We start from the raw sequence: 23,733 nt of genomic DNA on the forward strand, positions 1-23,733 counted from the left end.
GGGCGTAGCGCTATAAGTGAGTGACGATCGGCTTAAATCAGCCAGGCGGTGTCCAGGATGTCGGACAGCTTGTAGTTCGGGTTGTCTTCGCCGCCATTGATGGTGGCCACGCCAACAATCTTGCGCGCAGCTTCCGCCAGGGTCGGCGGAACAACGAGCAGATCGCCTTTGATGTTCAGCGGACGACCGCCATCAGCCACCATATTGCGCAGCAGCGTGTAGGCCTCCTGGTAGTTCTCCGCCGTCAACGGCTTGGTGGACTTGACGCAGAACTGCCAGAAACCGAAGCCCACCGCCGACCGCGCACGCACGCCATACAGGAACTCATCGTTCATGAAGACATGATCGCTGGTGTCGTCACTGGTTTTAGCCTTGAGATCGGGCTTGATGCGTTCCTGGAAAATCAGCGGCTTCAACGCGCGCTTGGTACACATCAGATACCACGGGGCCGGGCTGGCCGGGTCAGTGCCTGCCGGTTTCAGCAGGTTGCTGACCGGAGTGATCGTGCCGGTGCCGTCCACGTTCGCCGCAACGGGGTGCTCGGTATCAAAGAAGTTTTGGCCGTCGTAGCACAGCGAGGTCTCACCGGCCTTGAGCAGTGCAAAGATATGCTCATCCGGGTAAACCCCCGCTGACCGGCCGGCTTCGGTCATCACAGGCAGATAGACGCCAACGCTGTCATCTTCAATCGCCGTGCGAGGCACACCCACGGTGGCTTCATACAGCTTGTTGGTGATGCCGTAACCGTCGGTTTTCATATCCTTGATGATGCGAGCACCGACCCATTCACGCATCTGCGGGAATTGACCCAACCAGGCGTAAATGTTGGTTGCCGTGGTCGATTTGATGACCGTGGCGATTTTGGTGTAGTCAGAATCGGCGACCTTTAAGCCGTCCTGGAATGCCTTGTTAAAGCTGACAAAAAGCGATTTCACCAGCGCAGGAGTGACGATAGCCATTATTGCATTTCCTTCTTGGCGGCGGCGTATTCAGCCGGTGTGAGGCCAGTCAACGCAGCAACTTCAAGCTCAGTTGCGGTTAACCCATGAGTTTCACCGGCAGGCTTTTTACCACCGGATTGCTGAGTGGTCAGCGCCGCGATCGGCGCAGCCGCCTTGATGTAGCTGCGCAGAGCGGCAATGTCTTTCTTGCCCATCTCGCGCGCCCATTCTTCCATGGTCGGCAGCAGCTTCCCGGAGGACAGCGCCTCGGTGATCAGACCATCCAGGTCGCCACCATCAACGCGCGCGGTCAGCGCGGCTAACTGGGTCGTCAGGTCGGTGACCACTGCGATCGGCACATACTTGGTCGGATCAACCCCAGTGCCTTTGTTGGCTGTAGCGGCGACCGTCAGCGCGGCGATTTTGTCGTCCTTGCCTTTAACCGACGCCGTCAGGGCGGTAAACATTTCCAGCAACTTACTGAGGCTCGCGGCAGCCGCATCACCTTCATTTTCTTTCGGCATATCGCCGGCCGCCTGCTGCAGCGCGGCCAGGATATCGGCCTCGGTTGCATCATCGGCAAGGCCAAGCAGCTTGCGCAGCAGCTTTAACAGCTCTTCGTTCATGGTCTTCTCCGGGGAGGGTTGAGTTGATGCCTGCACGATGAGACGAGAGGCGGCCGCCAGGGCGACTTCATTCATGCCGTCCAGGGCGGGGTTGTTGGTGAGCGCTGCATGTAACAATTGCAGCACTGCACCGGTTTTCTTGTCATAGGCAAAGACGGGGCTGATATAGAGGTATTCATCGCCGGCAATCATTTTGCGGGCGGCTTCCGTCCATTGGACGTTTTGGGCAAACATGCCCGCATCCGTCCAAACGGTATCGCTGCCTTTCCACCAACCGGCAGCAGGGGCCGGTTGACCGTTGCTTTCAGTCCGCAGGGTCTGGTGTTCGTAGTCGATGACGATTTTGTTTTGGCGTGACGACAGGTGCTCGATGACCTGGCGCGCCAGGCTCTCGTTGAGTACCCAGTTGGCACATTCTGCGGGGCGGCCATCATTTGCGCGGAACTCGCCGGCCGGGAACAACTGGATCGTGTTTCCGGTCAGGTTCAGCTCAAAGGCCAGGGATGCGACAGCAACGTTTCGTTTCATGCTGCCAATGTAACGGGATGGGAAAAACGGATTCAGGGGACGGGGTTCGTCACACTGTTTTTGAAGGGGAAAAGCGGTCTAGGCATCATACACCAATGCAACCCTTTTTAGACCCCTTTTAAAAACCTTCTGGCGCTGTTAGGGAATTTTTTGCGAGCCGTTGCACCTCAATCAGTGAACGTCCCGCAAAAAGCCGCTGAGGCGTTTTTAGCGGGACTTCATAAAGGCATCATTCAGCACGCCCATCACCGCCTCAAAGGTCGGCTTGTTGAGCTGCTGATTATCCGTCACCGGCAGGAACGGACGCGGGCGGATCACGATGCTGTAATTGACGGCGCGCGCGACGGCTTGCTTATGGCTGCGCCTGGCGAACGTCGCCAGGTTGCCGCGCTTCATCAGATTGCCCTGGCGGTCGGTGCGCAGCCGCACCTGGCCCTGGCGCTTGATGGTGCCGCCGAGGTGCTGAATGGCGGCGTACACCAGGTTAGAGCCAATCTGCGCGAAATCGTCACCGGATGCCGGCGTGACCGATGCCGCCAGGCGGCCGGTCACCTGCAGGATTTTCCCTGGCCAGTGGCCGGCGCGGGAACGCGAGCGGATGGTGCTGGGCTTGAGTGAGGGCCAGCTGTTGGCCGGAAAACCCTGCTGCTCGAACATCGCCATGCTTTGGGCATGGAGCATTTCGGCAACCCGCAGCATCAGCGGTCGGGGCTTCTCGACCACCTGCAGCAGCTGCTGCAGACGTTGGCTTACCGCCTTGTCATCGACGGTGACTTTGATATTGGCCATCAGCGTGCATCCTTCAAGACCGTGCCACGGCGGATTGTGGCATCGAGGGTTGACGCCTGCACAGGCGCAAAGGTGTTGACCACCAGGCCCGCGTCCAGCGTCGCCAGCCACCATTGCCCCTCATCGAGCTGGCGGAACAGGTGCAGCAGCTCGCCGGCACGCACCGCGACGGTGGATGACTCGATAACCGTCTGAACGCCTGCCCATTGCTGCTGAGTCGGTAGCGTGCCGGCACCGGCCTGGGCGGCAAGCTGGTGCTCTGCCAGCCAGGCGGTACGGCCGGTGGTGCCCAGCGTCGCCACCTCGCCGGCATCCAGCACGCCAGCGGCCAGAATCTCGCCGGTGCGGTTGCCCTGGGTTACATCGCTAAGCATGTGAGTCAACTCCGGGCCGGCCAATCCCGCGCTGACATAGGGGCGCGACAGCTCCACATCGTACTTGTCCAGGTTAGCTTTCCACACTTCTTTGCCGGGGTTGATATCAAAGCCCACGTCAGGGAAGAAGGTCACCGCCTGGCCATCCGGGCCACTGAACCGCACGCCATTCACCGGGGTGAAGATTGGGCGCCCGTTCTCGTCCTCGCCGGTCATCACCTGCTGGACAACTTCACTGTCGGTGCGCGAAATCACATAGCCCCTTTGTTTTACTTCTTGCTCGGTCAGCGCTTCTGCGCGGCAGCGGCAGTTAAAGCCGTTCGGCGGGAAGATGTACTGCCAAATCGGATCGAGATAATGAAAGACGCGGTTATGCAGTCGGGCATGGCTGGGGCGGGTCTTCGCATCCATCACCGCCACATACCGCCAGTAAGGGCGGTATTCGGCGTTGGCCAGCATGGACTCATGGCGCGCCGACATGTAGGCCGCCTGGGTGTTGGTGCGATAGATGGTATTGAGCCGGGCGGGATTGCCGAGCTGGCGGGTGGTGATCTCGCCGGTATCGGTGTCGATATTTTCCTCGCTGCCCCACCAACCCTTTTTGCGCAGTACCGGCTCCAGATTCTTGACGAACCACTCCGGCGTCTGGCCGGCGGCCAGGCCTTCGCGCAACCCGTTCACCAAATCCTGGGCAATATCCAGGCGCGCCAGATTGGCAAAGCCGAATGCGTGCGCATGATCCACCGCCTGCATGGCGTCGGCATCAGTACGGATGCGCAATCCCTTGTTTTCGAGGTAACGCAGCGCGGCTTCCGGCTTCATGCCGAACAGCGCGCTGATTTCTGCCTTTGATATTGGCATTACTGCCCCTCCTGCTGGGCATACAGGCCAATCAGGCGCGCGATGGTCTGCGTATCACCGAGGTTAGCCTGCAGTAAGGTCGGATCGAGCTGAGGGAACGCATCAGCCAGCGCACCCAGCAGGCTTTGTTCGTCCAGTTCCCCGGACAACGCAGCGATAGCCGGCTGCAACATGGCAATCAGCCCCTCAGCGGGTTTATTGCCGCTTAACAGTGCCGTTATTGCCTCATCAATCCCGGTTTGCGTGTCATCCGCACCGGGTTTGCGGGTCAACGCGGCCACTAACGCGGCAATGACCTGGGAATTATAACTGCGTGCCGGCGTCGGCGCTGCCGGTGCGCCTAAATTAACCTGCACGGTGCGACTTGCGCCGGTGGCTTCGGGGGCCTGGGGTTCTGGCACCTTGAACTTGATGCGCGGCGTGCGGCGCGGGTCGGCGTTCGCACGGCGGTTGAGCACCAGCAGCGGCCAGAACAGATCGCTGCGCAGCGTCATGGCCAACTGGCGGCTGTCAGAGGAAAGCAGGTCGTGACGCACTTCGTTGTGGATCACGCCCAGGGCATTAGTGGAGGTCTTGCCGTCGGCCTGCGTGGTCAGCGTACCGCCCAGAATGGCCTTGGACATGGACTTTTCCGCCCACTCAGCCAACGCCATAAACGGCTCATGCGAGCTGTTGGAGGCTTGATGCAGCGTTATCTCCATCTCCTTGGGAATGATGCCGCCGGCATAGCGCCCCAGCTCGGTGACGGCGCGCATCAGCTCGTTTTTCTCTTTCTTGCCGATGCCCTCCGGATATTTACCGATGCGCAGCGGGATACCGTAGATCTCAAGCAACTCCGCCAGGCTCTGAGTGCCGAAGTTGCGGCACACATACGGCCAGGACAGGGTACGCAGCAGCCCCGCACGCGCAACATAGCCGCTGCGCGACTTGTGGCGGTGCTGTATCCAGCCGAAAGGCTGCAGCGGCGCGCCCATGCCGTCATCGGTTCGCAGCAGCAGCTGATCCTGATTGTCCCTCGCCAGTTCGAACCAGGACGCCGGCCGGTGGTTAAACGCCTTCGGGAACCACTCACGGCCGAGCTGTTGCCATTCGATCTCGATGTTGCTGAACCCCTGGCCGATGGCGTCGAGCATATCGATGATCAAATCCTCCCAGCCGTCTTGCTCGGTGATGTACTCCGCCAGCCAGGCCGCATCCGCTTGCTCTGCCGGTGTGGCATTGGGCGGCGGCGTGATTTCGTGCGGGATGGTCAGCAGCGCGCGCTTGCGCTTTTGCATCTCGGCAAACAAATGGGCGTCCCGTTCTTCCATATCGGTGAACAGGTCGGCCTGGGCCTGCAGGTTGCCCAGCTCGGCCTCGTTGAGAATTTGCTCCAGGCGTTGGGGCGTCAACCGCTGGCTGGGGTGCTCGGCATACAGGCCGGCCAGTGCAGCCACATGTGAGGATTGCGGCTCGCGCAGCACATCGCGGCGGATCGGTTTCCCGTTGACATCGACAATTTGAACCATTTTTTTCACCATAAACCGCGACCGCCGTAGTCCGGCTCGTCGTCATCATCAAGAAAATGATCGCCGCCGTACCGGGACGCCTCCCGGCGCGGTATCGGCTCCCAGGCGAACGAACCTGCGCCGCGGCTAACGGCAATCATCCAAAGTAGCTGCAGCGCCGACAGCCCGTCATAGTGATGACCGGTCTGCGGCTCTGGCCAGGTTTCCAGCTCCGACAGCAACAGCGTCAGACCTGGATTGAACAAAATAGAGGGGTTGAGCTGGTCGTTGATGTACGGCTCCAGCCCTTCGACGCGCACTTCCAGCGGCACTTTGGCCGTCACACCCACCAACGGCAGCGCCACGCTCTGGCGCAGCGCATTTTTGATGAACGTCGAGCGCGAGTGCTCGTAGGCGTTGTTGTTCTCAAAGCCGATAGCCAGGCATCTGAATTGCCGCTGCATCGCTATCAGGTCGGCTTCCAGTTTGGACGGTACACGGCGCTTGATCTCCGCCTCCATCACATGCAGCCGGCTGCGCTGCTTGTCCCAGCCGCCCACAAGAATTGCCGAGGGGTCGCTGGTCTCACCCTGGCCCATAGAGGGGTCACAGGCACCGAAAATCAGCCAGTCGCGCCAGCGCTGGGTAAAGAACTGGATGTTGATAAACGTCCGGTCTTCGTCCGTGCGCGGGTCGCCCTGCATTTCGGTGGCAAATGCCTTGCCGTTCTTGGCGCGCTGGCGCATCAACCAGTAGAGGGTACGCACCGCCGGCCAGCTGGTGACCGCGCCATCATCCATCTGCACCTGGTGCGCCAGGTAGAACTTGTAGGACGGCAGCTTGCCCTGGGGAAGATCAAGGCCCAGCTCGGCCGCCTGTTCCTCGGCGCGCTTGTCGTCGTTGAGCATCTTCTCCTGGCACTGCTCCCACAAATCCATGTGGGTGGGCAACGTCACGATAGCGCGGAAGTGGTGAACCACATGGCCAATGGTGCGCTTGGCGCGGCTGATAGGGTCGTCTTTGTTAAGCACTGTGCCGACACCCAGGTATTTTACCGAGCCGTCCGGCGGCCCCAGGTACTCGATCGCTTTTGAAATCCAGTTCCAGCGGTTTTCGCGCTCGGTCGGGGATTTGGCCTCGGCATCGGTGATCAGGTCATCGCCCAGCAGCAATTTGGGACGGCTGGCCCCGTGGAACGTACCACGGATAGCCTGCTCGGCACCGAACGCCTCGACCTTCACGCCGGTGCGGGTTGTGAACTCGCCAATCTTCCATTGCCCGCTGCGGCCGCAGACCTCCGGGAAATCCAGCATCAGCGCCGCGTTCATGGTCAGTTCGGTTTTGACCACCTCCAGCAGCTTGGTAGGCAGTTTGGTCTCCGCACCGAGCAAGATGATGTAGTCGATGAAGGCCGGCCGCTCATCGGTCAAACCGAGCGACGCGCGAACATCGTCATGCTGATGCAGTCCCTGAACGGCGCACCAGACCGGGCCGATTTTGGTCAGCAGCGAGGATTTGGCTTCACCACGCGGGGCAATCCACCATTCTACTGCGCCGCCAGGGCGCGTCAGCAGCTGCGGGAAGCGCGTGCAAAAATGCGCATGAAACAGGGATTGCTCGCCCCGGATGTGATGCGGGAAATAGGTGTAGGCAAAAAATGTGAAGTCGCCGGACAGTACCCTGCGCCGGCGCGCGTTGATGGCCTCCGGCGAGGTGTCAAGCCCGGTGCTGTGCGCCTGGATATCGGCACGCAACATATGCTTGAGCATCGCCAGCTCTTTGAGAAAATCCCTGCTGCTTAATTTGCTCATGGTGGCCCTTACTGCAGTGTGCCAGGCGCATCACTCGCGCTGGCGATATTCACCTCATCCACCAACTGCGCCAGACGCGCCCAGGCGGTCTGTCCGTGACTCTGTTCAGCCAACGCAATGCGGCCATCACTCAACAGCACCTTGACCTGGCGATTACTGTCAATGTGCATATCGTCAATTGCGCTGTAGGCAACGTAATGGTCGCTTGCCAGGCGGATCATCCTAGCCATAAATCCTCTCTATCTCTTTGCCGAACCCCTCCAGCAGGTCGCCGAACGGCTGCAACTGCTGGGGGTGATTGTCTTTGATGTACGCGGCCAGCAGCTGGATCACTTCCAGCGCGATGGCCAGGCGGGACACTTCCGGCATGGCCCGCTTGCTGCTGGCCACGGCTTTGTTGAACGCATCCGACAGGCTGGCCAGCAGCTTCACGCGGTCTTCCGGCTTAATGTCCACATCGTCATAGGCCAGCTTGTCCATGGTGGTTTTGAACTGCACCACCAGGCCAGTGAACATGGCCAGGGTCAGTTCTTCCAGGCCACCGCCGGCGAGCATACGCGCGCCGCGCAGCGTCTCCCAATCGTCGCCGGCGGCTTTGCTGTCGTTCTTCCAGCGTTGCGCCGTCCCGTAAGAGACACCGCACTGTACGGCCGCCACCTCCAATGAGAGGCCGTCGAATACATATGCCCGGCGTAACCGGTCGCGCGTCTCTGGCGGGTATGCCATCAGCCAACCCCCAGTTTTGCCTTGATCAACATAATCGTGGTGTACACGAGGCCGCCGCTGACGCTGCCGGTTATCGCACCGGCGATAGCGCCCTGGCGAATGGCCGAGGACTTGACGTCATCCAGGCTGCTCTCCATTCGCGCCAGACGCTGATTGATTTCAGACAGCAACGCCATTTCGGCAGACGTTGCCGGCCCCCGGCGGTAGCGCGATGCGCGTCGGCCCATGATTAGCTCCTTTTATCCGCTTTGCGGTCTAGTTTCTGGTCGATGTGCTCGACGCTGCGTTTTACATCCTTCAACAAGTCCAGTAACTGGTCATTGTTTCGCTGTGCATCGTCCCGGCGCTGGTATTCCGTGCGGATGGCCTGGAGGCCATTACGCAGGTCTTTCAGCTCGGCAAACAGATGTTTAAAAAGACCACCGAACAAGCCCATCAACAGACCCATTGCGATGTTAAACGCCATTTCAAGGGTCATTGTTCCCTCCCGGCGTACCATTGATTAAGTTGCTGTAACTGAGCCTCTAAGGACTGACACCAGGCGCCATAATCGGCGCTGTGCCGGATGAGACCGCCGGCGGAGAGTCCGCCTGCGCTGCCGGCGGCTTCGGCGGAATGGCCAGCAATGCCGCCGGCGGTGTTGGGCAACTGCTGACCACAATCGGCATAGCCGAGGGCGGCGTTGTAGAGGCACAGCCCGCGAGGGCCAATGCCGGTAAAACCCACATCGTTTTTAACCGCATCGTCGATCGCCTTCTTGAGTTTGTCTTTCGTTGCCTGCAGGTGAGATTGGCTCTGCTGCAGCTCGCGGGAGAGCTTGTCGCCGAGCTGCTGTGCCGCCTGCAGCTCGCGCAGCGCTTTAGCCATGGCCAGGGCGTGCTGCTCGGCCTGCTGGCGCAGCGTTTCATTCAGCTCAGACTTATCCGCAGCCAACTGGCCGATGGTTTTGTTGGCTTTCGTCAGGTCACCCTGCAGTTGAGCGCGGCCGGCAGATTGTCCCAGGTAGTACGCACCAACGCCGACGCCGAGCGCCAGCAGATAGGAGAGAAAATGGGTTTGCAGGTGACTAAGCACCAGTCTGAGGGTTAACGGCATCGCCCACCTCCAGCTTGGCCTTGTCTCGCTTGATGGCGGCGAATTTCGACGCCTGAGACTGGAAAACGAACGCGCCCAGGTAGGCAGCCAGGTGCCACTCTTCCAAGTGACCGGTCACCGTAACCCAGACGATAACGAACGACGCCACCAGGAACGCGCCCAGCACCATGGTGTCCGAGGTGGACAAGCGGCCCGTGGCCGGATTGGTGATGAGTTCGCCCAGGCGGCGCAACAGCGTGCTTATCAGCGCGGACATAAGGCGGCCTCGGCATCTTTCAGGCGGGCCAGGCGGTCATCCATCCCCAACATCCCGCTGTTGATCCGGCGCGTCAGCCCCTTGAAATCACCGCTGTCGGCGTAGTTGTTGAGATTGTTCGACCACCAGAAGAACGCGGCAGAACGGGCCGCCGGCAGCGGCTGCAGCAACAAGTCAGGACTGCCGAGCAGATCAAGCTCCAGGGCATTGCCAGCGGCGCGGTAATTGTTCTTGAAGGTGGTTTGAATCAACCCACGGCCACGGTAGCGCCAGCCGTCCCCGGATGACTCCGGGCCATTGCCGCCCCGGTTGGCGTAGGCACGGTTGGCCAGCTTCTCCGGGCGGCGAACGTAGCCGCGCGCAAACTCGATTTCTTCCGGATCAACCACACCGTCGCCATCGAGATCAAAGCCGGTGCGAAAGATGGCCGCAATACGGCGGGCGTCGGTGTAGTAGAGGCTTTCGGACAGCGAGGTAAAACTGTTGCTCTCATGGCCAACCTGCGCCAGGAACGCCGCCTGGCGTTTGGGGGTATCGATGCCAAACTCAGCCATCGCTGACGTGATAGGCGCGTGCCAGCGTGACACATTGGCGGGGGTTAACCTGGCTGCACGGCGTAACTGTTCGGGGGTAATCATAAAAAAGCACCATCCGGTGAAAGATGGTGCCAGTATGATTAAAACGGAGTTTTTCAAAGCGGGGACGGTGTTCGTCACCCTTTGATATCAGGCAAATTTACTATAACAGATCTAATTGCTGTGACGATACCTGTCGCTCTGCCAACAGCTTTTGCGCCCACCGGTCAGTCACGCCGTATTTGGGGCAAAGCGTGATGCGCGCAAAGCGGGAGCTTTCACCGGCCGCCACCAGAGCGTTGTGCTCGTCGATGAAACGGCGATTACGCCACTCACGCAACGCGCTGTCACAACGCGGAATATACAGCGGTTCACTGCCGAAGTGTTTTTCGATGATAGCGGCCGTCTCCTTGCCGAGCAGCTCGATCAGCAGTTCGCCGCGCCGGTTGCCCTTTTTGCGCACGGACTTGCCGACCTTGAAGGTGATGCCGCCCAGATGGCTTATCATTTCCTCGGTCTTGGCGTAGCCAATCAGTGAGATCAGCTCAATGACCACCGACGGCAACAGCGCTTCAACCTGGCTTAAATCGGGCTTGATCTCGTTAAATTTCATGATGGCTTACTCCTGTTTTTGCGGCGTTTGGCGTCGATGATCAACGCCTTCATCACCGCAGACAGCTGCTCGACGGTCAGCCACTCCAGCACATGCTGCTGGTACATGTGCGCCGCCAGCCCCTCGGCGTAGTTCCAGGGGCGTTTGGCCTCGGCCAGCAGCGCCTCAATCTTGGCCAGGATAGCTTCGCGTGAGCGGGCAACCTTCGGCCGGCGTCCGTGCCGGGTGGTTTTGCGGGGGAACCCCTGCTGATGCAGGTACTCGCGGACGCGCTGCAGCTCGTCCAGCGAGCACTGCCGGCAGGAGGTTTTACCGTCGGTGACTCTGGCAATCATCTGACGATAGGTGTCGTCATCCATCCCGAGGAACGCCTGGCCGGCTTTGATGGCCCCGATGAGGCCTTTCGCGTTAGGTGTCATATCAAACTCCCGTACACTTTGGGGCGGTCAACCGTCGCCCACTGGATCTCTTTCTCGTCGTAGACCTGGTAAGGGCCGCTGTCCCACTGCACGCCGTAGCGAAATCGCTCATCCGGCATTGGGAACACGTTGAGAACAACGCCCCGGTCTGGCCGGGGCGGCAACTTAACCACGCTGCCCTTGGGGTACTTCATGGAAGGCCTCCAGAGGCTCCAGACGGTAGACGGAGACGCCGCCAATCTTGCCCTCGACCCGCACCACGGTCTTACCGTTCTGCAGGTGCCAGGCCACCGAGCGTGTCACCACTTCTTCGCAGTCAGGCACGCCGACAACGGGGTAGTAGCGAAACCGCGAACCCACCGGAAAACGCCGGTTAAAGTCTTTGGCGCTGGTTTTGCGCAGGACATTTTTCATGAGACCACCTCTCGCTCATCGTCATCGGCACACGCGCTGCACAAATCAGGGCTGACCCAGTGGCAACCCCCGACGCACGCATTGCGCCAGGTGCAGCCACAACGGCGGCATTTCTGGGTTTCATCGACTGTGACGCGAAAGGTGCCGGCCGCATGTTCCCGGCCAGCGCTGATCCGGGTGACCGTCACCCGTTGCAGGGGGCCAAAAATCTTGCCCGCCAGCCGATGGACAGCGCCTTTTGCGCTGGCGGTGTTGCTGGCCTGTTTACCCTGGTATCGGGCAATGTAGGTGCCACTGGTGAAGCGACCGATGATCTCGATGGAATATTCCTCATCGGAACTGCCGGCCCTTTTTTTCATCAATTGGGCGTAGTCCCGGCGCGCCCAATCGCTAAATTTAATGAAGGCATCCAATGCCAGATGTTGATTGGCTGCCTCCGATACGCCAGGCACCAATAAGTCATCGTTGGTGCGTGAATGACGGGAAATAGCGATGAGGATGTTTTTCACATCATCTTCTTGCCCGGAGATGATCGGCAAAGCGCCTTCTGGCACAGTCTTCCCGAACTGAATCAGGCCGCTTGCCCAGGCATAGGCGAAAGTTTTCATTCGAACCTCCAGAGTTTTTTATGGCGTTCAACAGCCTGTTTCATCGCGACACGCTCGCCATTGGTGTGAACCTTGTTGCCTCGCGGGTCATAGAACTGAAAGCGAGAACGTACAGGCAAACGCGGATACTCGATCACCGAAGTCATGTTGGTCAGGTGGTAGATCCGTTTCGCCCCCTCATCAAGGTGCTGACAGCCGGTTACAGACAGAAAATTAGCCATGTGTTACCCCTCAGTAAGTCCCATAATCGACAGCAACCGGCCGCCCGTTTAGCATTCCCGCCGAGTCGGATTTCAGCTCGACGATGTTCAATAACAGCGATGCCTGCTCATGCTGTTCTGCTGCTGCTCGCCAGCTCCGTAATGCTGCAGGACTGACGCAGCACGCCGGCATGACATTCAACAACCCACATGGAACACTGGCGACGACAGGACACAGCAGGTTGATGTTCATCGCGCTGAAATCTCGCTCGGACATGTTGTGCAACATGCCAGCCAAGAAACTGCGCCAGCTGCTAACGCGCGGAAATTTCAGGGCGTAACCACAGATAATCAACACGTATCGAGTCGCCCCGGAGGTTATAAGGGTCATAAATCCTCCTTTAATTGCGCATACAAAATGCGGAATTCGTAATCGTTATCCCTGGCGTGTTCCAGGCTTAATCGCGCGAACAATTCTGAGGAAATAGCGTCCCACTCTCCCCAAATGTGGTAGCCATCATTCCAATAACGCATTTCGTAGCGTTCCGGTTTCAGGCCAATCAGACGCTTTTCCAACTCTGAAACGCGAATGGCCAAATTATCCCGCTGCGTTTTTACTGGGAGATGGTCTTGATATTCCATATACGCGCCATCTGGTGTTTCACGCATAAACGCCATTTCATGCGACATATGCATTGAACAATCTGGGGTAAATCGTTTCATTGGTTCACCTCCGGATATTTCCAGCCGCGCACGCAGAAATCAGAACGGCTCCGGCACCAGAATTGATTTGCCTCTTTGGTGGCAAAGTCAGCAGCAATTAACCAAAGCGGTGCGGCGTCGGTGAAGTTATTGGCCTGCTCGCATTGACGGGCTTTTTCTGAGAGCGTTCTGAAGTTGTCGCCTGGCTCAATATCTGGCATCTGCAGCTCAACAGACTGACTTTGGCGAGCCAGACGTGAGACATAGCGCTTGGCTCTACGCAAGGGAACCAGTGAAGGCGATGGCGACGGATTATCGATGGTGCCAGGCAACCCATAAATACGAATTTTCCCGCGCCACCCACGAACCAGGCGGCCATGTTTCAAATCATAAGCCAGCAATGCCCCAACGTTTTTAATCTCAATGTCCACACCCTCGGCCAACTCTGCCGCCGTGGATGGCCCACGCTCAGCCAAAGCCAGGCGAATCTGTTCGCTTTTAGATTTATTTTCCATTTTGATAATCCTCAGCAGCAATGGAATATTCAGAACCGGTAATTTCAACCGCACCAAATTCCAAATTGGGTTTGGCGCTGGTATTGAAATAAATCGCGTCTTTAAATCGAAAAATCGACAGGCCGCAGATAAAAAGCATTCCCCAATCCAAACCGAGCGATACCCATAAAGTCTCGCGTGATACCGACTCACCAGGATATCCCTCATCCCATAGCGCCCAGAGTTCGCGGTGCTCCTTACTCATCCCCGCAGGCGCTCTACGCTTGGGGGTTGTGGTGTAACTATTTGCTGCTGTTGCTGCAGTCCACAATGACGGATGGCCAAACGTTGGTACGCCATCAGGAAACGCAACAGCATAAAAACGATGGCGGGTTACATCTGTATTAAAGACTGGTCTCGCGCCGAACTTAGCGGCAAACTCTTTCGCTTTTTCGTTCAGTTCTTTACGTTTGAGACATTCAAAATCCCATGCCTGAATAGCCGCTTTCTTTTCAATTTTGTAATAACTCATAATGCCCTCCAAATAATCGAACCCAGCCAAATCAGACTACAAACCCACACCACGCCGATAATGAATACGCCACTCCAAACAGAACGACGGGAAACATAAAATTCTTTATCCATTTCAGAACCTCATGATTTAGGCGTAAGCGCGCCCCTGCGGGTTTACGCCATAATTAAAATTGATTTATTTACGTTTAAATTCAGCCGATCGGTGTTAATGATTCAATATTGACGAAATACGGTGCAACATTGATTTCCACAACCGTTGCCGATTTAAGGTCTCGGGCTGCTTCCACTGTCCTGACCACCGGGCCACCGCGTAGCGCCCGGTTAGGCTGATAAATAAACGTGCTGCCTATTCTGTGCTGCTGGTTAAATAACTTTGCCTTGGAACCCATATCACACCGCCGACATATCTAGGGATATAGGCTTGTATTGGTCACTGTCGCCGATTCTTTCGTAGATGCGGATATAGGCGCTGCTGCCAATAACCTGCAACGCTTCGCCAATAGCTTTCATTGCCTGCATCCAGCGCGCATCAGCAATCTCATAGCGGCGCAAAGCCAAAACGGCACCGGTACTAACTTCACCTTCCTTATCTGTTGAGAAGGCCCGGTTAATTAAAACTTGCAGTTCAGGCTTTGCCCCCTCAGTCCAGTCAGTCAGGCATTCATCAATCAAGGCCTTCGCGGCTTGCAGTCGCTCATCGAACGCCAGTCGGTCAGCCATTGCGCGCTGAATTTTGTAACGTCCGTCGAAAGTATATAAAGTGACGTTGCCTTTCTTACCCCCCAACTTCACATTGTATTCATTGGCGGATAAGTCAACAAACGCGGCAATATCTGCAAACGTTGACTGTTTGAATTCAGCCATTGCTTTATTCAACTCAATGGCCTTGATGATAATTTCACCCACCAGAGCATCGCGCGACTTATCGATATCTTTAATCAGGCTTTCCGGTGTTAACACACCTTTAGCGTCAACCCAATAGCCCGCAGGGGCTGATACTTCAGTGTATTGTTTACTTTCAGTTGACATGTTATTACCTCTTTAAAATAGTTACCAATGTTATAGTGAGTAGTCCAGAATAAAACGCAATTAACACCAGATGATGTGTGCGCCATGCCATATCGTCATTTTGACAGTGCGCTTAATTCCGTTTCGTGTTTCCGTGATTTCCACGGCACCCTTTACCCAATCTTGCAGTGGTGCTTCAACTTCAATAACCGGGCGGCGAAAATTAACATGGCACTCAACAACCTTTAATCCCACACGCGCCAGACAATTCAACTTCGCCGCAATCTTCTTATTGTTTACCGTTAATTGTTCCATGCTAATACCTCATCAACTAATTAACATGCCTGCGACTTTATCAACCATTGCCTCATCAATCGGCGTGGCGTTAATTTCGCTGGCGCGGATGGTGCCGCGTGCCAATTTGAACAACCGGCGCGCATTACCTTTTGATGCCCTGTAAAAGGCGGAAAAAACACTGTCGCTGTTCGCTTCCTCGACCATATTGGTGAGGATAAGCTGCAGGTCTGCCTGCGGCAGCTTCTCCTGCAGATCAAGAGCAAAGCCAACACGGCTATAGAGCTGTGCATACTCGCCGCGCTTGCCTTTCAGGTTGAGGATCAAGCGCGGCATACCGGCCAGAACGACGCCTACACCGGCCTTGTCATGGATGCGGCGGATGACCTCAAGCGCACGGTACGGCAGGTTTTCGGCCTCATCGATAAGCACAGCACGCCCTGTGCCGCTCAGTGCGGTGATGCAGCTCTCGCTCAGCTCATGGATAGTGCCGCGCTTGCTGAGGCCCAGGCGGTCGCACAACTCCTGCAGGAGCACCAACGCGGTATAGCCAGGGTCGGCCTCAATCAAGATGGCATCGCGATAGCGGCGGGCGTACTCCTTCAACATCATGGTCTTGCCCAACCCTGCCGCGCCGGTGATCACGTTGATATCGTTTTCCAGGTGCGCCATGCGAATGACTTCAAGTCCGCTTTTGGCGGTAATGGTCGGCACGAAATCAATATTCAGATGGTGCAGACGGTCTTTATCAGATTCACGCTGAATAAAGCCGGACAGTTCGGATTCCAGGGTTTTAATATCGCCGCTGTATTTCCCACTCAGGAACGTGCTGATCGCCGCCGGGCTGCGACCAATGGCGCGCGCCACATGGGATTGCGTGTAGCCCTTACGGCTCATAATTTCTTCAAGCTGTACGCTTATTTTTGACATGTTTTATTCTCCAGTTCAGCGGGAATTGGTTTTCTTAAAATATTCTTCGCGTTCTGTTTCTAATAAGAACAGCGGCTTGTTATCTCGCGGTGCGGTATCCACAAACAGACTGCTAAAATCATTCCGTTGAACTTCCAAGACTGGCCGCAGCTCGTCGTTGGCATCCTGAATAATCTTCCCAGCCCGTTTAATCATGCGTTTAGCGCGTTTCTCTTTGGCCTGCTCAACGCGAGACTGAGGAACAGGGGAATGAGAGTTGCCATTCCAAATGGCCGTGCAAACATAGGTGCCATCCATTTGGCGAATAATAACTGCCTCCGGGTCGTGAATATCCATACCCACGCGCACAGACTGGCGGTCGACGTCGATAAGGTCTTTGGAGAAATATTGGTTATTCCCGACACTGACCCATCCACGTTGCGCCACGCGCTCAACCTCTGGCATAAACATCTCGCGCAACTCGCCTTCGGTGATGTACTCGATTTCATCGCCTTCCTGCTGCAACACCAGGGCGCGATAAGCCGCCGGTGTCATGTGAGCACCGTCAACCTTTGGTAACTCACTGTGTTCATGGTGATTGTTGTAGTTATCAATCTCGTCCTGTACGGCATCCATCAACCATTGCCACGATGGCAGGTCGCGGAACGTCCGCTGCTGCTGGGTGGTCAGCTCGTTGCCGTTGCGCAGGGCATCCGACAGGCTGATGAGATTTTTCCCCTGTATCCTGGCGGCGTTCGGGTCAACCGATCGCCCGTTATAGGTCATCGTCCGTTTGGCGATACGCTCCGGAATGACGGCGTTGAGGCGTTCGATGATGCCGCGTGCCTGCGGGTTGCCCGGTATACCAGTCATATGCTCAATACCTAGGCGCGGGAATATCCCGGTAATATCGGCGTCCAGCATTTTGTTTTTCTGCCCGCCGCCATTATCCGAATAAACAAATAACGGCTTACCGAAATGCTTCATGCCAAAGCGGTATGCATCTGCAACGCCCATCGCGTTCTCTGACAGCGATAAACTCCAGCCGACGACAAAACGTGTCCGGCCATCAATAACCATGGTCAGCTCTGGCGTAAATGGTCGCCCGTGGATTGGGTGGGCCACCTTCATATCCATGGATTTACCATCGCTGATCCAGATGCCATTGACCGGCATCTGCGCCCAGTCGCGCTTGGAATACACCTCGTAAGCCTTTTTGGCCGAGCCGGAAACACGTCCCTGGACACGAGAGCACAGCGGCAGCTGGTTAACCCGACGCAAAACGGCATAGTAAGACGGTATCGCTTTACGCATGGCCGGCTCCGCGTGGTAGACCTCGTGCCATTCCCGACGGAAAGAGCGGTAAGCCTCGCGCACGCTGGGGCCGTTCCTGTTGGCGTAGTGAGGCCAGAACATGCCGTAAAACCATGATGCATCCTCGGGCTTTTTTCGCTTGTTCTGCCCTGGTGCCAGCATGGCCAGACGCTCCAGGCCGGGCTGCGTCGCCTGAAAAATGGAGACCCACTCCTGCAGGCTGCTGCGGCTAATGCCAACCCGCGAACCCTTGCGGGCGTTGGCCAGGTCTGCCGCCGCCATCAAGTTCTCTGGCAGTGAGCCATCGCGCGAACCACCCACGATGTAATTCACAGCAGAGAGGCGGGACAGGCCGGCATTGCGCATCCGCTCCACCTCAGACGCCAGCAGCGCACGGGCATCCGCGATGGCTTTCTGGTCGTCAGTCAGGCCGCAAACCTCGCGCTCGACCAGCGCAGGACATTGGCGCATCAGCTCCAGTTCCTGGCGCGGTTTGATTGCGACAGTTCGCTTAACGGGCGGCTCAGTCGTCTGGCAGCCGGATTGCTCCAGCACAGACTTGTAATGCCGCTCGGTCGCTGCCGCGCGTGCCGCTTCCGGTAAGCAGTCGATGTGATACTCGAAAGCCTTACTCCCCTGGCGCTTGCGCACCAGATCAGGTGAATTATCTGCCCGTTTTTTCAGTGCGAGGCGCAAGCCTTGCGCTGTGCCAGGCAGTCCCGGCAAGCCGATCAGTTCATTCACGCTAAGAAACATAGTCATGCCACCTGTTGCTGTTGCGGATAACGGCTGGGCCAGATGGCGGACGGCTGAGTATCCAGCGCCTTAGCAATAATTTTTTCGCCTTTCGGGTAAGAGCGATACAACGCATTTTTGAGCGTATCAGGGGAAAGGCCCGCAGCGCGGGACAGCTCCCGCATCGTGGTGCCTTGTTTGTGGAGAGCAGCAACGATATCAATTCGATGCATATCGACAGGTTCAACTTCATTTCTTTTGTTCATTCGATTACCCTAAAAAGTTGTCTGCACGGATAACCCTAACGGCTTATCTCTACGGATAATTATTGGTCTACAAAAAGAAAATTTCAAGCTTTCTTTTCTATTTCGAAAACATAAGTGTTTGGATTTAAGTAAACATAGAAAAATCAATAAAATAGGAGAATGGAAAGTGGGACTACACAAAGAAACGAATGTTGCTTTTCAAGATAACGCCAAGGAAAGTATTCAAGATCGACTTAAGAAGCTAATGGGGCCGCGTAGCTTGCGTAAGGCTGCATCGGATTGGGGCTTCCCTTACTCAACCCTAAACAACTACTTTGCGAAAGGAACAACGCCAGGAGTTGACGTGGTGGTGAGAGTTGCAGAAATAGAACAAGTTTCCGTTCAATGGTTGATTTTAGGAACGGATGAGCCGTCGGGCGGTCAAATTGAGCAACATGAAGAACAGAGCCATGCTGGGGCGGATGAGTTCCAAACGTTGAAGGTGATTTGGGATAACTTAGAGGCGAAGGAGCGCTCGCAGTTGGCACGCCTGCTAGGCAGGAAAGGTGCTGATGCGCTAACGCTCCTACTAGATGATGACAGCTTGAAATTGTTGATGCTGTCCGGTGAAGCTCGCCAAGCGGCTTTAATGTTGGAAAAATTGCCAGCTGCAAAGCTTGAAGAGATTTTGGTCGAATGTAATAAGGTTCAGCAAGACCCGACTCTAAACGTACAACATAAACAGGCCGTTTAAGGAGTGTTTTATCGCAATTTTTTAAACTCTTTAATCGGCCCTTAAAAAGGGATTAATTGTGGATCACTCTAGTCCAGAATTTATCGCATAATTTCTCGTTTTTTATCATTTTCCTTCCATCAGTCCAGAATCGCCAGATTTTGTCGAAATCCCCGCCGTTCAAGGCCTCGGGGCTAACCAGGTGTTCCCTCAGACAGTCCAGAAACGATCACCACCCCACAGTTTCCTAAAATAAGGAGGCTTTTCGACATGGAACAGAAGTCCAGCATCATCGCACCGGGCTATTGCATCGCCCAACAAACCGGCCCGCTCGCCTTCCACGCCAACTACCTGTTCGGTGGCAAGCCATCGGAAGCGGCACGCATTTTTATGCAGCTCAATGCCGATACGCCGCTGGTTCAACCGGGGCAAATGCTGATCGTCGCCGATCCGCGCAATCATAATCAATCTACGCAGATCGCCGCCCTGATGCAGGCCAAGAGCCGCACCAGCAAAGCTGGTGAAAGCCGGTGACAGCGATTTCTCCACCTTCTTGCACCGCAATTACGCCGCTATCGCCGCCTTCACCAGCTATGGGGAAACGGTCGTCGGGCTGGCTTCGGATGCCGGAGAACGCTACTTCAGCCAGATCAAAAATATCCTGGTCGAGATTGAAAAAACCTACCAAAATCAGTTCCGCACGAGTGGCGCTTTGATTGGCACCCAGTTTCAGGTGGAACGGGCGCGGCTGTTCGGTACATTAAAACCATTACTGAATCGCCTTACTCGTGCTCAACTCAATATGAAAGAGTATGCGCAAATCAAACACGCGCTGGGGCTCTCCAGTAAATCGCTGGTGCATGAATGGAGCACTGCCGGCGTCGGTGCCATCAAGGGCTATTCGAACTACGTCGACAGCGCCAGCCGTGCGGCCAAGTTTATGAAAGCCGGCGGCTGGATCGGCATCGGATTGAGTGGGCTGAACACCACCAACGACGTCTACAACGCCTGCACCACCGGCCGTGAACAGGAGTGCGCCAAGATCGCGGTGAAGGGATACAGTCATTTTGCGGCAAGTACTGCGGCGGGGATTTTGGGGGGTGAAGGTGGTGCGATGTTAGCAATGACAGCTTGTAGTATCGTTTTAGGCGCCTCCACGTTTGGTACCGGTATTTTAGCTTGCGGTATAGCAGGCGCTGCTCTGGGTGGCGCAGCTGGCAGTTGGGGTGGCGGTGTAGCCGCCGACAGCATTACTGGTTTCATTTTTGGTGAATAATGAAAATCGCTATCGTCCTGTTCTTCACTCTGACATTGATTAGCGCCCTGGTTCAGTACCTTTACTATCGGCGCTATAAAAAAGAATTTTCTTAATTCTATCAACGTTATGTACAAAGCGCCCATCCCTTGCCTCCATTTGTCATCTTCGCGGATAACCTTGGTTTGCTCGGTGTGTCTATCAAAGCGCAATGGTTCCGTTGGATATTGAATGGCAGAAAAATAAAGATAGGGAAAAACGCTTTTCTGAGCCCAAAAACCTACGAATTCGTGAATGAAAACACATCTCAACGCCTCAAAAACTGGCTTCGAAAAGACTTCATCTTAAGCGTGCTGAAAATGGGGTGTTTGGCGTTGATGTGTATCTTTGCTTTTTTGAGCAAGGCATAACGCCCCTTGAACCTTAGCCGGTGGCTTATGAAAACAGCATCACTTATTGCAGCCGTGCTGCTCTTACTTTGTTGGCTTGTTCAATATATTTACTCTCGTCGCTATAAACGCGAGTTCGATGTTTTTTATCAACGCTATACCCAACAGGGCCACTTTGTCCCTGCTCACGTCGCGATTGCCGATGGCCTTGGCTCTTTAGGTACTTCCATCAAAGCCCAATGGTTCAGATGGATCCTTTGCGGGAAGAAAATCAAGGTAAAGAAAAACCAATATCTTCCCGCCAAGACCTATGAATTTGTTCGTCTTTCATCATCTGAACGCTTGCAGACCTGGATGAAAAACAACGGCACGCTTTTGGCGCTGGAAGGCGTGCTCTTCATCATGGCATTGATCTTTATGATGATAGCGAGAATGTCGTGATTCAGGCTACTCAATGAAAACCCTTGTCATATTATGCTTAACGCTGCTGGTTTTAAGCGCCTGCATCCAATTCATTGGCTACCGTCGCCATAAAAAAGAGTTTGACGCGTTCTATCAACATTACGCCGGCAGCGGATATTTTATTCCGCCCTACGTCGCCTTTGCCGATAGCCTCGGCATGCCAGGTACCTCATTGAAGGTACAGTGGTTTCTTTGGATCCTGAAGAGGAAAAAAATCAAGATTAGGGGTCAGGTTTGGCTCGATGCGAAAACCTATGATTTCGTGCAAAAAACCGCCTCTCCTGAGCTACAGAAATGGCTGGCGATGGATTTTATACTTTTACTCGTAGAGGCCATTATTACCACCGTGGGCTGTATTTTTATTTACCTCATCAAGCATCAAGGTTGAGCAGACGCGTTGCTCCCCTCCACCGCCTGCACCGCCGCCTTCTGCGTGGCGCGCTGATATAAGCACAGCTCCCTGCCCGGCTTGTTTTTCATAAACGGCTGCGGATAGCGCCCGCCGATAAACAGCGCCGAATAGCCGACGTCGTCGCCGTAGTGAACGATCGCCCCTTCCACCCTGGCGTTTTTTAGCCCGCTGGCTTTCAGGCAGGCGGCGCGCATCGCCCTTTCGCTCTCGGCCCACGCCTGTGGGGAAGACGCGGTGGCGTTGAACGCGGCCAGCGCGGCGATAAGCAGCCCTATTCTCTTCATCATTGCCTCTCCTTCAACGGCCCGTCTCGCCAGTATAGACCGTGCCGGCGCGGCCAACCCGCCAACGCCGCCACGCTCTTTACGGCATTTTTATTCCGCGCCCCGTTAACGTTACGGCGTTTTTACAGACAGTTTTTGCCGCCGCAGATACCCTTTTCACATCGCCGCTATGGCCTCACAAGAGAGTTGTCCCATGCGTTTATCCCTGCCTCTGGCCGTGACCGGTCGTCGTTCTGGAGCACGCCATGCATGCTAATATCATCGGCTTCAATCCGCTGCTGGCGGAGCTGCCCGCTTCGCCAACGCGCGCCTTCCACAAAGAGCTGGAACACTACCTGCAGCGCTATCCGCAGACCGAACAGTTGGATATTTATCTGCACGATCTGAACGGCCAGCTGCGCGGCAAGCGGCTGCCGATCGCCGAAGCCTTTGGGCTGGAGAAAGGCTGCTACTTCCCGCTGTCGATCTACGCCCTGGATCTGCACGGCCGGGTGATTGAAGAAAGCGGGCTGGGGCAGCGGGCGGGCGAACCGGACCGCTTGTGCCTGCCGGTGCCCGGCACGCTGCGCCCCTGCGCGCGCGATCCCGAACACCACGCCCAGCTGCTGCTGACGATGCAAAATGCCGACGGCGGCGCCTGCGAGCTGGAGCCGCGCGTGGTGCTGCAACGGGTGCTGAAGCGCCTGCACGAACGCAACTGCTTCCCGGTGGTGGCGGCCGAGCTGGAGTTCTACCTGCAGGATCCGCAGCACCCCGCCGCGGCGGAAACCTGCCCAACGCAGAGCTTTGCGGTGGATGCGCCCGAGCGCCACCATGCGCTGCTGAGCGACATCGAACGGCACGCGCGGCTGCAAAACCTGCCGTTGACCGGCGTGGTGGCCGAAGCCGCCTCCGGCCAGTACGAGCTGAATCTGCATCACAGCCGGCGCGTGCTGGAAGCCTGCGACCAGATCATGGCGCTAAAGCGCCTGACGCGGCAGATTGCCGAGCAACATCACCAGCACGCCTGCTTTATGGCCAAGCCCTGCGCCCACGCCGCCGGCAGCGGGCTGCATTTCCACATCAGCCTGCAGAACGAGCACGGCGAGAACCTGCTGACCGGCGCGCCGGGCGAACTGAGCGACAACATGCAGCAGGCGATGGCGGGCATGCTGGCGCTGATGCCGGCGTCGATGGCGATCCTGGCGCCCAACATCAACGCGTTTCGCCGCTTCCGCCCCGGCATGCACGTGCCGCTGCGCGCCTCCTGGGGCCACAACAACCGCACGGTGGCGCTGCGCCTGCCCTGCGCCGACAGCGCCAACCAGCGCATCGAATACCGCCTGGCCGGCGCCGACGCCAACCCTTATCTGGCGCTGGCGGTGATGCTCGGCGGCCTGCTGCACGGGCTGGAACAGCCGCTGCCGCTGCCGCCCGCCGCCAACGGCTGCGAGAGCGACAACGCCGCGCCCTTGCCGCTCGGCCAACAGGAGGCGCTGGCGCTGTTCCGCCACAGCGATCCGCTGCGTGAGCTGCTCGGCCCGGCGTTCTGCACCCTGTGGCACACCTGCAAAAGCGCCGAACTGCGCCGCTTCGAGGAACAGGTCACCGCCGCCGAACTCGGCTGGATGCTGTAACCCCCGGTTCATTAACCTAAGGAT

Annotated in this window: 33 protein-coding genes and 1 pseudogene; 5 read left to right on the forward strand and 29 right to left on the reverse strand. The window is 56.7% G+C overall.

What is annotated here, in order from left to right; all coding sequences use genetic code 11:
* Positions 1–32: 32 nt before the first annotated feature.
* From ACJ8HB_RS11285 to ACJ8HB_RS11420, 28 genes are all read right to left on the reverse strand, one after another.
* The gene (locus ACJ8HB_RS11285; RefSeq protein WP_094859841.1) at positions 33–959 is read right to left on the reverse strand and encodes a Mu-like prophage major head subunit gpT family protein; all 927 of its coding nucleotides are present in this window, start codon (positions 957–959) and stop codon (positions 33–35) included.
* Positions 959–2,095, reverse strand: coding sequence for a phage protease (locus tag ACJ8HB_RS11290; RefSeq protein ID WP_094859842.1), 1,137 nt, complete (start codon positions 2,093–2,095; stop codon positions 959–961). Before ACJ8HB_RS11290 ends, ACJ8HB_RS11285 begins: the two co-directional genes overlap by 1 nt.
* A 207-nt stretch (positions 2,096–2,302) precedes the next feature.
* Complete coding sequence (locus ACJ8HB_RS11295; RefSeq protein ID WP_160208042.1) at positions 2,303–2,884, reverse strand: phage virion morphogenesis protein; 582 nt, start codon at positions 2,882–2,884, stop codon at positions 2,303–2,305.
* The gene (locus ACJ8HB_RS11300; RefSeq protein ID WP_094859844.1) at positions 2,884–4,119 is read right to left on the reverse strand and encodes a phage head morphogenesis protein; all 1,236 of its coding nucleotides are present in this window, start codon (positions 4,117–4,119) and stop codon (positions 2,884–2,886) included. The genes ACJ8HB_RS11295 and ACJ8HB_RS11300 overlap by 1 nt, the downstream gene beginning before the upstream one ends.
* Positions 4,119–5,627 carry a DUF935 domain-containing protein gene (locus ACJ8HB_RS11305; protein ID WP_160208043.1) on the reverse strand — a complete coding sequence of 503 codons (1,509 nt, stop codon included), beginning with the start codon at positions 5,625–5,627 and terminating at the stop codon, positions 4,119–4,121. Before ACJ8HB_RS11305 ends, ACJ8HB_RS11300 begins: the two co-directional genes overlap by 1 nt.
* 5 nt (positions 5,628–5,632) lie before the next feature.
* Complete coding sequence (locus tag ACJ8HB_RS11310; RefSeq protein ID WP_094859846.1) at positions 5,633–7,417, reverse strand: hypothetical protein; 1,785 nt, start codon at positions 7,415–7,417, stop codon at positions 5,633–5,635.
* Between the two features lie 8 nt (positions 7,418–7,425).
* Positions 7,426–7,647, reverse strand: a complete 222-nt coding sequence (locus ACJ8HB_RS11315) for a hypothetical protein (protein ID WP_094859847.1) — start codon at positions 7,645–7,647, stop codon at positions 7,426–7,428.
* The gene (locus ACJ8HB_RS11320; RefSeq protein WP_040175202.1) at positions 7,640–8,143 is read right to left on the reverse strand and encodes a DUF1804 family protein; all 504 of its coding nucleotides are present in this window, start codon (positions 8,141–8,143) and stop codon (positions 7,640–7,642) included. The genes ACJ8HB_RS11315 and ACJ8HB_RS11320 overlap by 8 nt, the downstream gene beginning before the upstream one ends.
* Positions 8,143–8,370: a hypothetical protein gene (locus ACJ8HB_RS11325; protein ID WP_040175205.1), complete on the reverse strand. Its 228-nt coding sequence runs from the start codon at positions 8,368–8,370 to the stop codon at positions 8,143–8,145. Before ACJ8HB_RS11325 ends, ACJ8HB_RS11320 begins: the two co-directional genes overlap by 1 nt.
* Positions 8,371–8,372: 2 nt before the next feature.
* Entirely contained in the window at positions 8,373–8,621 is a 249-nt protein-coding gene (locus tag ACJ8HB_RS11330; protein ID WP_040175207.1) for a hypothetical protein, read from the reverse strand.
* Positions 8,618–9,238, reverse strand: coding sequence for a hypothetical protein (locus ACJ8HB_RS11335; protein ID WP_141240908.1), 621 nt, complete (start codon positions 9,236–9,238; stop codon positions 8,618–8,620). Before ACJ8HB_RS11335 ends, ACJ8HB_RS11330 begins: the two co-directional genes overlap by 4 nt.
* The gene (locus tag ACJ8HB_RS11340) at positions 9,210–9,494 is read right to left on the reverse strand and encodes a hypothetical protein (protein ID WP_060417809.1); all 285 of its coding nucleotides are present in this window, start codon (positions 9,492–9,494) and stop codon (positions 9,210–9,212) included. Before ACJ8HB_RS11340 ends, ACJ8HB_RS11335 begins: the two co-directional genes overlap by 29 nt.
* On the reverse strand, positions 9,482–10,132 hold the full coding sequence (locus tag ACJ8HB_RS11345) for a glycoside hydrolase family 19 protein (protein ID WP_094859849.1): 651 nt from the start codon (positions 10,130–10,132) through the stop codon (positions 9,482–9,484). The genes ACJ8HB_RS11340 and ACJ8HB_RS11345 overlap by 13 nt, the downstream gene beginning before the upstream one ends.
* 100 nt (positions 10,133–10,232) lie before the next feature.
* The gene (locus ACJ8HB_RS11350; protein WP_060435868.1) at positions 10,233–10,682 is read right to left on the reverse strand and encodes a Mor transcription activator family protein; all 450 of its coding nucleotides are present in this window, start codon (positions 10,680–10,682) and stop codon (positions 10,233–10,235) included.
* Complete coding sequence (locus ACJ8HB_RS11355) at positions 10,679–11,101, reverse strand: gp16 family protein (protein ID WP_094859850.1); 423 nt, start codon at positions 11,099–11,101, stop codon at positions 10,679–10,681. The genes ACJ8HB_RS11350 and ACJ8HB_RS11355 overlap by 4 nt, the downstream gene beginning before the upstream one ends.
* Positions 11,098–11,220, reverse strand: a complete 123-nt coding sequence (locus ACJ8HB_RS11360) for a hypothetical protein (protein ID WP_255171232.1) — start codon at positions 11,218–11,220, stop codon at positions 11,098–11,100. The genes ACJ8HB_RS11355 and ACJ8HB_RS11360 overlap by 4 nt, the downstream gene beginning before the upstream one ends.
* Before the next feature lie 46 nt (positions 11,221–11,266).
* Positions 11,267–11,515, reverse strand: coding sequence for a hypothetical protein (locus ACJ8HB_RS11365; protein WP_060417735.1), 249 nt, complete (start codon positions 11,513–11,515; stop codon positions 11,267–11,269).
* Positions 11,512–12,123: a hypothetical protein gene (locus ACJ8HB_RS11370; RefSeq protein WP_236658264.1), complete on the reverse strand. Its 612-nt coding sequence runs from the start codon at positions 12,121–12,123 to the stop codon at positions 11,512–11,514. Before ACJ8HB_RS11370 ends, ACJ8HB_RS11365 begins: the two co-directional genes overlap by 4 nt.
* A complete protein-coding gene (locus ACJ8HB_RS11375) occupies positions 12,120–12,344 on the reverse strand; it encodes a hypothetical protein (protein ID WP_094859852.1) in 225 nt (74 codons plus the stop codon). Before ACJ8HB_RS11375 ends, ACJ8HB_RS11370 begins: the two co-directional genes overlap by 4 nt.
* Before the next feature lie 10 nt (positions 12,345–12,354).
* The gene (locus tag ACJ8HB_RS11380; protein ID WP_094859853.1) at positions 12,355–12,714 is read right to left on the reverse strand and encodes a hypothetical protein; all 360 of its coding nucleotides are present in this window, start codon (positions 12,712–12,714) and stop codon (positions 12,355–12,357) included.
* Positions 12,711–13,046, reverse strand: a complete 336-nt coding sequence (locus ACJ8HB_RS11385) for a hypothetical protein (protein WP_141240909.1) — start codon at positions 13,044–13,046, stop codon at positions 12,711–12,713. The genes ACJ8HB_RS11380 and ACJ8HB_RS11385 overlap by 4 nt, the downstream gene beginning before the upstream one ends.
* Complete coding sequence (locus ACJ8HB_RS11390) at positions 13,043–13,540, reverse strand: ANR family transcriptional regulator (RefSeq protein WP_094859855.1); 498 nt, start codon at positions 13,538–13,540, stop codon at positions 13,043–13,045. The genes ACJ8HB_RS11385 and ACJ8HB_RS11390 overlap by 4 nt, the downstream gene beginning before the upstream one ends.
* Positions 13,530–14,051: a hypothetical protein gene (locus tag ACJ8HB_RS11395; RefSeq protein ID WP_160208044.1), complete on the reverse strand. Its 522-nt coding sequence runs from the start codon at positions 14,049–14,051 to the stop codon at positions 13,530–13,532. The genes ACJ8HB_RS11390 and ACJ8HB_RS11395 overlap by 11 nt, the downstream gene beginning before the upstream one ends.
* A 392-nt stretch (positions 14,052–14,443) precedes the next feature.
* A complete protein-coding gene (locus tag ACJ8HB_RS11400; protein ID WP_094859858.1) occupies positions 14,444–15,082 on the reverse strand; it encodes a DUF3164 family protein in 639 nt (212 codons plus the stop codon).
* Positions 15,083–15,142: 60 nt separating this feature from the next.
* Entirely contained in the window at positions 15,143–15,376 is a 234-nt protein-coding gene (locus tag ACJ8HB_RS11405) for a hypothetical protein (RefSeq protein ID WP_060417816.1), read from the reverse strand.
* A gap of 12 nt (positions 15,377–15,388) precedes the next feature.
* Complete coding sequence (locus ACJ8HB_RS11410) at positions 15,389–16,285, reverse strand: AAA family ATPase (protein WP_094859859.1); 897 nt, start codon at positions 16,283–16,285, stop codon at positions 15,389–15,391.
* 15 nt (positions 16,286–16,300) lie between these two features.
* The gene (locus ACJ8HB_RS11415; RefSeq protein WP_236658263.1) at positions 16,301–18,340 is read right to left on the reverse strand and encodes a Mu transposase C-terminal domain-containing protein; all 2,040 of its coding nucleotides are present in this window, start codon (positions 18,338–18,340) and stop codon (positions 16,301–16,303) included.
* Entirely contained in the window at positions 18,337–18,579 is a 243-nt protein-coding gene (locus tag ACJ8HB_RS11420) for a helix-turn-helix domain-containing protein (RefSeq protein WP_094859860.1), read from the reverse strand. The genes ACJ8HB_RS11415 and ACJ8HB_RS11420 overlap by 4 nt, the downstream gene beginning before the upstream one ends.
* Positions 18,580–18,697: 118 nt before the next feature.
* Here ACJ8HB_RS11420 and ACJ8HB_RS11425 point away from each other — a divergent pair, with 118 nt between their 5' ends.
* The 4 genes and pseudogenes from ACJ8HB_RS11425 to ACJ8HB_RS11440 all read left to right on the forward strand — a co-directional run bounded on the left by ACJ8HB_RS11425 (position 18,698) and on the right by ACJ8HB_RS11440 (position 21,785).
* Positions 18,698–19,312 (forward strand): helix-turn-helix domain-containing protein, encoded by a 615-nt coding sequence (locus ACJ8HB_RS11425; protein WP_236658262.1) that lies wholly within the window; start codon positions 18,698–18,700, stop codon positions 19,310–19,312.
* 249 nt (positions 19,313–19,561) lie between these two features.
* Positions 19,562–20,567: pseudogene (locus tag ACJ8HB_RS11430) on the forward strand (hypothetical protein).
* Positions 20,568–20,983: 416 nt separating this feature from the next.
* The gene (locus ACJ8HB_RS11435) at positions 20,984–21,376 is read left to right on the forward strand and encodes a hypothetical protein (RefSeq protein WP_047569497.1); all 393 of its coding nucleotides are present in this window, start codon (positions 20,984–20,986) and stop codon (positions 21,374–21,376) included.
* Between the two features lie 13 nt (positions 21,377–21,389).
* On the forward strand, positions 21,390–21,785 hold the full coding sequence (locus ACJ8HB_RS11440) for a hypothetical protein (protein ID WP_047569499.1): 396 nt from the start codon (positions 21,390–21,392) through the stop codon (positions 21,783–21,785).
* Here ACJ8HB_RS11440 and ACJ8HB_RS11445 read toward each other — a convergent pair.
* The gene (locus tag ACJ8HB_RS11445) at positions 21,776–22,093 is read right to left on the reverse strand and encodes a hypothetical protein (protein WP_041037744.1); all 318 of its coding nucleotides are present in this window, start codon (positions 22,091–22,093) and stop codon (positions 21,776–21,778) included. The two genes, ACJ8HB_RS11440 and ACJ8HB_RS11445, sit on opposite strands and share 10 nt — an antisense overlap.
* A gap of 245 nt (positions 22,094–22,338) precedes the next feature.
* Here ACJ8HB_RS11445 and ACJ8HB_RS11450 point away from each other — a divergent pair, with 245 nt between their 5' ends.
* Complete coding sequence (locus ACJ8HB_RS11450) at positions 22,339–23,709, forward strand: glutamine synthetase family protein (protein WP_094859861.1); 1,371 nt, start codon at positions 22,339–22,341, stop codon at positions 23,707–23,709.
* Positions 23,710–23,733 lie beyond the last annotated feature (24 nt).

Source organism: Serratia sp. CY27727, from assembly GCF_052169275.1.
In the GTDB taxonomy this organism is placed as follows: Bacteria; Pseudomonadota; Gammaproteobacteria; order Enterobacterales; family Enterobacteriaceae; genus Serratia; species Serratia sarumanii.